The 9,683-nt window shown below is 54.5% G+C and carries 8 protein-coding genes; 4 read left to right on the forward strand and 4 right to left on the reverse strand.

Annotated features, from left to right (window positions below; translation table 11 throughout):
- Positions 1-71: 71 nt before the first annotated feature.
- From ACLD72_RS11215 to ACLD72_RS11225, 3 genes are all read right to left on the reverse strand, one after another.
- Positions 72-557: a low molecular weight protein-tyrosine-phosphatase gene (locus ACLD72_RS11215; RefSeq protein ID WP_410996971.1), complete on the reverse strand. Its 486-nt coding sequence runs from the start codon at positions 555-557 to the stop codon at positions 72-74.
- 112 nt (positions 558-669) lie between these two features.
- A complete protein-coding gene (locus ACLD72_RS11220; protein ID WP_410996969.1) occupies positions 670-1,545 on the reverse strand; it encodes a GyrI-like domain-containing protein in 876 nt (291 codons plus the stop codon).
- Between the two features lie 121 nt (positions 1,546-1,666).
- The gene (locus ACLD72_RS11225) at positions 1,667-2,494 is read right to left on the reverse strand and encodes a helix-turn-helix domain-containing protein (protein WP_458475763.1); all 828 of its coding nucleotides are present in this window, start codon (positions 2,492-2,494) and stop codon (positions 1,667-1,669) included.
- 312 nt (positions 2,495-2,806) lie between these two features.
- Here ACLD72_RS11225 and ACLD72_RS11230 point away from each other — a divergent pair, with 312 nt between their 5' ends.
- From ACLD72_RS11230 to ACLD72_RS11245, 4 genes are all read left to right on the forward strand, one after another.
- On the forward strand, positions 2,807-3,979 hold the full coding sequence (locus tag ACLD72_RS11230) for a Gfo/Idh/MocA family protein (RefSeq protein WP_410996965.1): 1,173 nt from the start codon (positions 2,807-2,809) through the stop codon (positions 3,977-3,979).
- A 557-nt stretch (positions 3,980-4,536) separates the two neighbouring features.
- Positions 4,537-5,385, forward strand: coding sequence for a sugar phosphate isomerase/epimerase family protein (locus ACLD72_RS11235; protein ID WP_410997378.1), 849 nt, complete (start codon positions 4,537-4,539; stop codon positions 5,383-5,385).
- Positions 5,386-5,510: 125 nt separating this feature from the next.
- The gene (locus tag ACLD72_RS11240; RefSeq protein ID WP_410997376.1) at positions 5,511-6,566 is read left to right on the forward strand and encodes a Gfo/Idh/MocA family protein; all 1,056 of its coding nucleotides are present in this window, start codon (positions 5,511-5,513) and stop codon (positions 6,564-6,566) included.
- A gap of 19 nt (positions 6,567-6,585) precedes the next feature.
- Positions 6,586-7,647: a Gfo/Idh/MocA family protein gene (locus ACLD72_RS11245; protein WP_410996963.1), complete on the forward strand. Its 1,062-nt coding sequence runs from the start codon at positions 6,586-6,588 to the stop codon at positions 7,645-7,647.
- A 134-nt stretch (positions 7,648-7,781) separates the two neighbouring features.
- On the opposite strand, the gene ACLD72_RS11250 is transcribed toward ACLD72_RS11245, so the two are convergent.
- On the reverse strand, positions 7,782-9,683 hold a 1,902-nt coding region (locus tag ACLD72_RS11250; RefSeq protein ID WP_458475764.1), incomplete at its 5' end, for an S-layer homology domain-containing protein.

The raw sequence follows: 9,683 nt of genomic DNA on the forward strand, positions 1-9,683 counted from the left end.
CGGCATTTAATCGCCGAACAAGCAAAGAAAAATGCCGCACATTGTAACATGCGGCACCATGCCGGTTCAGCCTACGCCAAGGCCTCCCGCCGGATCCGTTCCAGCAAAGCCCGGCAGCCCTGCTGCACCATCTCGTAAACCTCTTCGAAGTTGCCCGTATAGTACGGGTCGGGCACTTCCTTGACCGTAGACTCCGGAACGAGGTCGAGCAACTTCAATATTTGGGCGTCCGGCTGCCGTGCCAGCGACTTCAAATCCCGCTCGTTTTGGTTGTCCATAGCGATGATATAGTCGAAATCCGAAAAATCCGCAGGCGCAACCTGCCTGGCCTGAAGCCCTTCGTACGATATGCCGTATTGATCCAAAATGCGGCGTGTCCCGTGATGCGGCGGATTACCGGTATGCCAGTTGCCCGTTCCCGCGGAATCGATGCGAAACCGGCCGCTTAAATCCGCTTCGGCCACCAGATGCCGGAACACGGCTTCGGCCATCGGCGAGCGGCAGATGTTTCCGAGACATACAAACAAAACGCCGATCGGTCGTTGCTTGTCCTTCATTACGCTTTCCCCCCTGGTCAGATATTACTATAGGATCTACGCAAGAACAACCCGCCGCGGTGGTTTTTCCGGCTGCCCCGGTTGGGCAAATCCGCCGTCCCCGGGACAAACGTTACTCTTTCCGCACCACCGGAATCCAGATTTCGCTTTTGTACGTCGGCGAGGTGACGTCTGGGCTTTCGTTCCAGAGAATTTCCGGCCCTTCGGTCAGCTCGTAATTTGCGGACGGGAACCACTCGGCGTAAATCCGTCCCCAAATGTTTTGCAGCGTCTCGGGGAAAGGCCCTACCGCCGTGAACACAGCCCATGTTGAAGTGGCGACTTCAAGCGATGCTAAATGCCCAGGACATTCCCGTGTGGTGGCCACACCGATATAGTGATCGAGTTCCCCTTGCTCCTTCATCCGTCCCTCCGAAAAATCCGCCGACGCGCTGATCATGCCGGCCGGCTCCACATTGGACAGCTCCTTCAGGAGCCGAATGGTCTCCTCGTCCAAGCTCTGCCACATTTCCGCGATTTGCGGATTGACGCCGTGAAATTGGATCGTCACTCGTTTGGATAACCCTACGATCCGAAAAGCCTCTTTTTCCACAATACGATAGTTCATTTCGCTTCCTCCTTGAATGGTAAGTTGGAAGGTCATACGCGGATAAGCTTTTAACTGTTGGCCCGGATTTCTCGCTTCGGACGGCGTGATGCCGTGCATGATCTGAAACGCCCGGGTAAAAGCGTCCGCCGAACCGTATCCGTACTTCACCGCCACATCGATAATCCGGACGTCTTGATGCTGCAGCTCGAACGCGGCCAACGTCAGCCGTCTGCGGCGAATATACTCGGACAACGTCACGCCGGCTAGAAAAGAAAACATCCGTTTGAAGTGATATTCCGAACAAACGGCGAGCCTGGCCGCTTCCTTATAATCGATTTCATCCGCCAGATGCTGCTCGATATAGTTTAATGCGGCGTTTAAGTTTTTAAGCGAATCCATCGTCTGCACCTCCTTCACATTCACAGGATAACAGGATCAAGCTCGCCTGATCCGACTTTTCGTGCCCGAAAATGGCGGGGCGTTCACCTTGTTCCGCAGCCATTAGGAGCAGAAGCGGATTTTACCGGGTGCAGGCCCGGTAAGCGGTCGGGGAAATCCCCGTATGTCCTTTAAACTGGCGGGAGAAATGGGCCAACTGCATGCCGATCTGTTCGGCGATTTCGGCGATGCTTTCGTCGGTGTACGTCAACAGCCGCTTGGCCTCTTCCATTCGCTTGCGCTGCACGTAATGCATCGGCGTGATGCCCATGATTTTTTTAAAATACGGGATAAAATAATTCGGATGCAAATGGACGATATCGGCCAAAGCTTCGATCTCTATCGGCTCGTGCAGGTGCTCGTGGATATATTTCAGCACGCCCGCCAGCTTTTCCCGCTCGGTAAACTGCATGTAATCCTTCAAATATTCCTGGTATCCGCCATCTTCCAAACAACACGCCAGCAAATTGAGCAGACCGGCCTGCAGCCTGAGGCCCGCAAACGGTCCGCCCGCCTGGAACAGATCGATCATCGCGTCAAACGTCGTGCGGACATATTCCGGGTCCCGGACATCGCTGATATACAGCTTGCTCCCCGCGTGAAACAGCGGCCACTCCCCCACCTGCGCGTCGAAATGGCAAAAATACCGGGTATACGGATTGTCCGGGGCAGTAAAGGTCGTTTGGCTTGACCCCGCCGGCATGATCATCAGTTGGTTCGGCCGCGGATAATACGTCGCTCCGTTGATGATCACCGAACCTTCGCCTTGGGCAATGAAATACAGCCGGTTGAAGCTTGGGGCTTGCTCCGCCCGGTTCCACCCGAGGAACCCGCTTTTAAGCTGGACATGCGTTACCGTTACGGTCAGACTTTCGGGCAGCCGCCCGGCCAAAAGTACAGTTTCATTCATAGGAACTGTCGTCTCCTTCGTTTCCTTGGCTTCGTTGGTTCGGCTCTTACGGATCCATTTTGCAAGCACTTTCATTGGTTGTTCGATGTTTTTATTGTAGCATCGCGTTTTTACCAAATACACCTTAATTTTGTGCAAAATAGACTTAATCTTTGCCATTCTCATCCTTCGGAATTCAAGCTAAGCTAAGGGGGCATGAGGTACATACCCGGGTAATTTAAAAACTGTAGCGGAGAAGGGAGCTTAAGGAGATTCACCGTTACCGAACGGAACATCCTTCCACCCAAAAAAATGAGAAAGGCTGGGAGCAGCATGGACAAAATACGGTTTGGCATCATCGGCATCGGAAATATGGGAACCTCGCACGCGTTGTCTCTAATTAGCGACATTAAAGGCGCGGAGCTGACGGCCGTATGCGACCGGAACCCGGAAAGACTAAAGTGGGCAAAGGAGCAATTGCCGGGGGCAGTGAGTGTGTTTGATCAGGCGGATGCTTTTTTCGCTTCGCGAGCTATGGACGCGGTGCTGATCGCGACACCGCATTACGACCATCCGACGCTGGCGGTGCAGGCTTTTGAGAGCGGTTACCATGTGCTCGTGGAAAAGCCGGCCGGCGTGTACACCAAAGCGGTCCGCGAAATGAACGAAGCCGCCGCGAGATCCGGCAAACGGTTTGGCATCATGTACAATCAGCGGACGAACCCGCTGTATGCCAAGCTGCGCGACCTCGTGTTGTCCGGAGAGCTGGGAGCGATCCGCAGGACGAACTGGATCATCACAAACTGGTACCGGTCGCAAAGCTACTACGATTCCGGCGGCTGGCGGGCAACCTGGGCCGGGGAAGGCGGCGGCGTGCTGCTGAATCAGGACCCGCATCAGCTTGACCTGTGGCAATGGACAACCGGCATGATGCCGAAGCGGGTGCGCGCCTTCTGCCATTTCGGGAAGCACCGCAACATCGAGGTCGAGGATGACGTCACCGCCTATGTGGAATACGAAAACGGCGCAACCGGCCTGTTCGTCACGACTACCGGCGAAACGCCGGGGACGAACCGGTTTGAGCTGGCTGGTGAGGGCGGCAAAATCGTCGTAGAGGACGGCAAGCTGACGTTTTGGCGCCTGCGTGTTCCGGAGCCGAAATTCAACGCCGAATATACCGGGGGATTCGGGCAGCCGGAATGCTGGAAATGCGAAATCCCGGTGGAAGGCGGCGAAGGCTCGCAGCACAGAGGCATCCTGCAGAACTTCACAAACGCGGTGCTGCATGGCGAACCGCTGCTGGCGCCGGGAGAAGAAGGCATCCTTGGCCTGACAATTTCCAACGCCATGCACCTGTCCGCGTGGACGGGGGATTGGGTGGAACTGCCGCTCGATGAAGATTTGTTCCATGAAAAGCTGCAGGAGAAAATCAAAACGTCAGTCTTCCGCAAAGACAACGGGGGCGCAGGCGGCGACAAAATGCTGGATGTGTCGAGTACGCATTGATGGAGGACCAACTGAGGCTGGGCGAAGCTGATGAGGTTAGTGGAGACTGATGTGATTAGTGTAGGTTGGCGGGGGTGGTGATCTGGGCGGGTAGGAGTATGGGCGGGTAGGTGGACAGGTTGCTGGATGGTTAGTCGGTTGGAAGCTAGGCGGACGTTAGGCGGTTGGACGTTAGGCGATTGGATAGCTAAGCGGCTGGACGTAAAAATAGCGGTATAAAACGTCGTTATTTGTTCGATTTTCTACTGATTAAGGAAAATAAGGGAAAATTATGTCACTATTTAAGGGACAGAGTGGAAAAATGCCAGTTCAGCCGGGGTTGCTCTAAAAATAGAGACAATATTTTCCGCTATTTGCGTTCAAAGCCCCCTGGTAAAAAAATAACGCCATAAAATTCCGCTATTTTCCCCTTCCCCTGCTACTGTAGTCAATGCATCCCATTTTCATTTCAGTCACCCCCTCTCTAAGAAAGCCGCCGTGCTGGTCCGAGCGACTTGTTTTATGCCGACACAAGCTTATACCTAAGGATTGTACCAAAGGAGGAGCGATGTACGATGATGAAGTTGTCCGTGTTTACGGTGGCCACGCCGGATTTAACGCCGGAGGAGTTGGTTCTTGCGGCGCGGGAAGCCGGGATGGATGGCGTCGAGTGGCGCTTCAAGGAAGTGCCCGCCGAAGCCAAGGGCGAAGCGCCGTCGTTTTGGCGCAACAATCTGTGCTCGATCGACCCGGGGCTTTCGGAAGCGGAAATGCTGCGGTTCAAGGAGATCACGGAGGCGCAGGGCCTGGAAGTCGTTAGTGTAACGCCGTACTTAAATTCCTTGAACCTGGAGGAGACGGAGCGGGCCTTCCGCGCCGCCCGCCTGCTTGGGGCGAAGATGATCCGCGTCGGCGCGGCCGGCTACGACGGGTCGGCGCCATATCCCGAGCTGTACGAAGCCACCGTCCGCTATTTGAAGGAAGCCGAGCGGATGGCGAAGCAATACGGAATCAAAGGCGTTGTCGAAACGCATCACTATACGATCGCGCCCAGCGCCGGGCTTGCCCATCGGCTAGTCAGCCACTGCGATCCGGAATATATCGGCGTGTTGTTTGATCCCGGCAACATGGTGCATGAAGGGTATGAAAGGTTCAAATTGGGGCTGGAACTGCTCGGACCGTATTTGGCGCATGTGCACATGAAAAACGCTCTTTGGGTGCAGGACGGCGCACGCGCTGACGGGACGACCGGCTGGCGTTCCGAATGGGCCCCGTTGGCGGGCGGGATCGTCGATTTCCGCAAACTGCTGGGCGCCCTGAAATCAGTAGGGTATGACGGCTATCTCGGCATTGAGGATTTCAGCGGTCAGTACGATACCAAGACGCTGCTCAAAGCGTTTGCCGAATTTATGCGTGAAAGGATGTAAAACCGATGAGCGGACCATTCGAAAAGAAGCCGACGAGTCCAATGAAGGAGCATGTCCCAGACCAGCAAAACGACAGCCGCCCCTCGCCCTCGCGCCAGCCCGAGTCTTTTCAGACGAGCGACGGCATGAATTACGCTCCGAAAGGACGCCCGAACCCTGTGGTAGAGCCGGGCGAGTTCGCATTCGCGGCCGTCGCCCTCGATCATGGCCACATTTACGGCATGTCCGGCGGGCTGATCGAAGCCGGGGCCACCCTGAAATGGGTCTATGATCCCGACCCGGCCAAGGTGAAGGCGTTTACCGCACAGTTTCCCCAGGCCGCTGCGGCCGACAGCCTTGAGCAGGTGCTCGCCGATCCCGAGGTCAAGCTGGTCGCGGCCGCAGCCGTCCCGTCGAAACGCGGGCCGCTCGGCCTGCGGGTGATGGATGCGGGCAAAGACTATTTTACCGACAAAACGCCGTTTACGAGCCTGGACCAGTTGGAAGCCGCCAGACAAAAGGTGCGCGAGACGGGCAAAAAATACGCCGTCTATTACAGCGAACGCCTTCACGTCGAATCCGCCGTGTACGCCGGCCAATTGGTTCGGGAGGGAGCGATCGGCCGGGTGATTCAGGTTACGGGCTTCGGCCCCCATCGCCTGAACGCCGCCTCGCGTCCAGAGTGGTTTTTCCGGAAAGAAAAATACGGCGGCATTCTCTGCGATATCGGCAGCCATCAAATCGAGCAGTTTCTGTACTACACCGGCTGCCAGGATGCGCAGGTGCTGCACAGCAAAGTTGCCAATTACCATCACCCGGAATATCCCGAGCTGGAGGATTACGGGGACGCTACCCTGGTCGGGGACAACGGGGCCACGCAATATTTTCGCGTTGACTGGTTCACGCCGGACGGGCTTGGTACTTGGGGCGACGGGCGGACGTTTATTTTGGGCACCGAAGGATACATTGAGCTGCGGAAATACACCGATATCGCCCTGGACGCCGGCGGCGATCACGTTTATCTCGTCAACCGGAGCGGGGAGCATTATTTTAACGTTCGCGGGCAGGTTGGTTACCCGTATTTCGGGGAGCTGATCCTCGACTGCATCCACCGGACGGAAAACGCCATGCCCCAGGAGCATGCCTTCAAAGCCGCGGAATTGTGCCTGAAAGCGCAGCAGCAAGCGGTGCGAATTTGCTAAGGAACGGAAGGGATTAGCGATGCGGGAACAAACAGGGGCGGCCATCGTCGGCTGCGGAACGATTTTTCCGGTACATGCCGGGGCTGTTAGCCGGATGGAAGCCGCCAGCTTGAAGCTGGTCGTTGACACCAACGAGCGTAAGGCGGAGCAAGCCGCGACTGAATACGACTGCGCGGCGGCAGCGGATTACCGCGCCATTCTGGAACGTGAGGATATACAGGTCGTTCACTTATGTACGCCCCACCATTTGCATGCGGAAATGGCGGAAGCCCTGCTTCAAGCAGGCAAACATGTGCTGTGCGAAAAGCCGCTGGCCCATAACTTGCAGGCGGCGGAGCGGCTGCTAAAGACTGCCCAGGTAATGCCCACCCAACTCGGCATCGTGTTTCAAAACCGGTATAATGCGGCCTCGCAAAAAATCCGGGAGGTGATCAATTCCGCCGCTTTGGGCAAGCTGCTTGGCATGAAGGGAATCGTCACCTGGCACCGGGGCCGCGATTATTATACCGGCAGCCCATGGCGGGGACGCTGGGAAACCGAAGGCGGCGGCGTGCTGATCAATCAGGCCATTCATACGCTCGATTTGTTGCAGTGGTTTGGCGGCGACATCGCCTCCGTACAGGGGAATGTCACGACAGACGTCCTCGCTGATACGATCGAAGTGGAAGACACCGCGCATGCCGGCATCGCTTTTAAAAACGGGGCTTGGGCTATTTTTTACGCTACCAATGCTTACGCCGCCAATTCCCCCGTCGAGCTCGAACTCGTCTTTGAAGCGGGAACGCTCCACCAACGTGATGACCGCCTTTATTTAAAGCAAAACGGCGCGGAAACCCGACTGGATGAGCCTGCTTCAGGCCCAAACAACAATACCGTTCCGGGTAAATCGTATTGGGGCAGCAGCCATGAGCTGCTCATTGCCGATTTCTACGATCATGTCCGGGAAGGACGCAAGTTTTGGATTGATGAGGCGGAAGGGATCAAAACGCTGCGGATTATTATGGAGTTGTACCGTTCGTCGCAAATGCGGGACCGAGATAAACAAAACGAACAAGGAGACAAAACACCAACAAGCGGATAAACGATATGGCGCCATCATCATGAGTAGCGCGACAGCGACTTGGACAGTCTAGTAAACTTCTTTTAAAAAAGCTTCCCTAAGTCGCATAACGACTTTCGGGAAGCTTCAACTTCTAGATTTCTCCAGAAATTTACCTAATTGATAAATTTCAAGTATTTCAGCAACCTTTTAACAAATGAAGCAGCCTCTGCCCGAGAGGCATTTTGTTTTGGAGCAATCGTATCTTGGTTTGTGCCTTGGATCAGCCCTTGATTCAAGGCTTGATTCATAGCGTTTTTCGCCCATGGCGATACCGTTTCTTCATCCTTGAAAACTGGTGTCCGGGCTTCCGAATCCGTCTTTATCCCGCTACCTTCGACATACTCAACCGCTTTTTGCGCTATAACAGCCATTTCTTCCCGGGTTATTGGGGTGTTAGGATTGAATTTATTACCATAACCCTGCACCAATCCTGCTCTTAGTGCCGCTCCGATGCTTCCCGCAAACCAATCATTAGCGGACACGTCCAAAAATAGGTCTGACCCTGGTTCTTCTTCCTTCAATCCCAACCCACGGACTACCAAAACGACAAATTCACCTCGGGTTATCGCACGATTAGGCTCGAATTTATCAGAGGCTGCCCCATGCAAAAGTAATTTATTCGCCATAAGTTCCACATCATTACGAGCCCAATGGCTATTCATATCAGCAAAGCTCTTATCGTTTGACAATACGGTATATATGCTGTTATGGTCGGTTTTTATCGAAACCTCCGTAGCCCCATTCTTATCTTGAAACAACGAAGGAACAAAGGATACCCGATTTGTTTCGGGATTGATCCAAACCGCTGTCGAACGGTCTGCGGGAACCAGTTGATTCAAAAGGATTTTTCGTTCTACGTATTCCTTAGAGAAATCCGATACCTCCACATCTCCAATCCGAATCGAAAAGTCGATAGGGCCGGGTTCTGCTTGAACAGCCCCCTCATCCAGCACTATACCTTGAATCAATGAACCCGTCTTTTCGTCCAATTTCATGATCTGAACAGACAATGAATCATCTTCATACGTGCTAGACCATTGCTGGATCAGCTCTGCAGGCAACAAGTACTGGGCATTTGAAGATCCGAATCCAATGCGCAGGTTTTCCAATGGGCCCACATTGCGAAAAGCCTCCAAAGGCAGATTGATGATAATATTCGATCCGTATTTGGCAGCATCTATCATCAACACTCGCGGTTCATCATGAGCGGCTCCATTTTGTTGCAGTTCGCCGGATAAGGTTTCAGCATGAATATTAATCGTTGTCTGTTCGCCGGCCTCGGTTGCTCCGACCGTGATTTGGGCATAAGACATTATTCCGCTCTGTGGCGAATCCAGGGAAACTGGGGAAATCAAATCCTGGCTGGTAACGGTTGAGTTTCTGGACTTTTGTGGTGTAGCGCTTGGCGTGCTCGATTTCGTTTTAAATGCCCATTCGCTCGAACCAAGGACTCCTGCAAACGGGTTCCCGCTCCGGTCCACCAGCGTTCCCGGTGTGACCTCCACATAGTATGACGTCCCGCTTTCCAGGCCCCAGTTGTATAGATATAACTCGGCTTCATTTCCGTTTAAGTACCCATAGCCATCGGTTAACGTGCCGCCTGATACATGGGCTTGTCCCGCTACGCTACCATCCGTTGCCTCATGGATGATTACGTCCCCGGTTCCCCACTGTACCGGTTCACTAAACGTCATGTTCAGCCAAGGGGTTAAGCTCGCTCCACTTCCTTGCGGACTCTTGCTCACCAGCTGCGGCGCGGTTTGGTCCATCGTCCGGAAGCTCCACGTCCAGGGGCCGCGAATACCGCCAAACCCTTGCCCCGCTCCATCCAGGAACATTCCGGAGGTGATTTCCACGTAATACGACGTGTCGTCTACCAGCGGAGAGTTCAGGCTAATGATCGCCATATTCCCGCTTAACCGTACGTTTCCTCCGCTCAGCCGCTCTACCATCTGGTTGTCCGACTGCCGGTACACCGCGATCTCTCCGGTTCCAAGATGAATCGTTTCGCTGAA

It is taken from the genome of Paenibacillus lacisediminis (assembly GCF_046567315.2).

Coding starts and splice junctions, on each gene's coding strand:
- ACLD72_RS11245 (WP_410996963.1), top strand. CDS start 6,586: ATGCGGGAACAAACAGGGGCGGCCATCGTCGGCTGCGGAACGATTTTT.
- ACLD72_RS11240 (WP_410997376.1), top strand. CDS start 5,511: ATGAATTACGCTCCGAAAGGACGCCCGAACCCTGTGGTAGAGCCGGGC.
- ACLD72_RS11235 (WP_410997378.1), top strand. CDS start 4,537: ATGAAGTTGTCCGTGTTTACGGTGGCCACGCCGGATTTAACGCCGGAG.
- ACLD72_RS11225 (WP_458475763.1), bottom strand. CDS start 2,494: ATGAATGAAACTGTACTTTTGGCCGGGCGGCTGCCCGAAAGTCTGACC.
- ACLD72_RS11215 (WP_410996971.1), bottom strand. CDS start 557: ATGAAGGACAAGCAACGACCGATCGGCGTTTTGTTTGTATGTCTCGGA.
- ACLD72_RS11230 (WP_410996965.1), top strand. CDS start 2,807: ATGGACAAAATACGGTTTGGCATCATCGGCATCGGAAATATGGGAACC.
- ACLD72_RS11220 (WP_410996969.1), bottom strand. CDS start 1,545: ATGGATTCGCTTAAAAACTTAAACGCCGCATTAAACTATATCGAGCAG.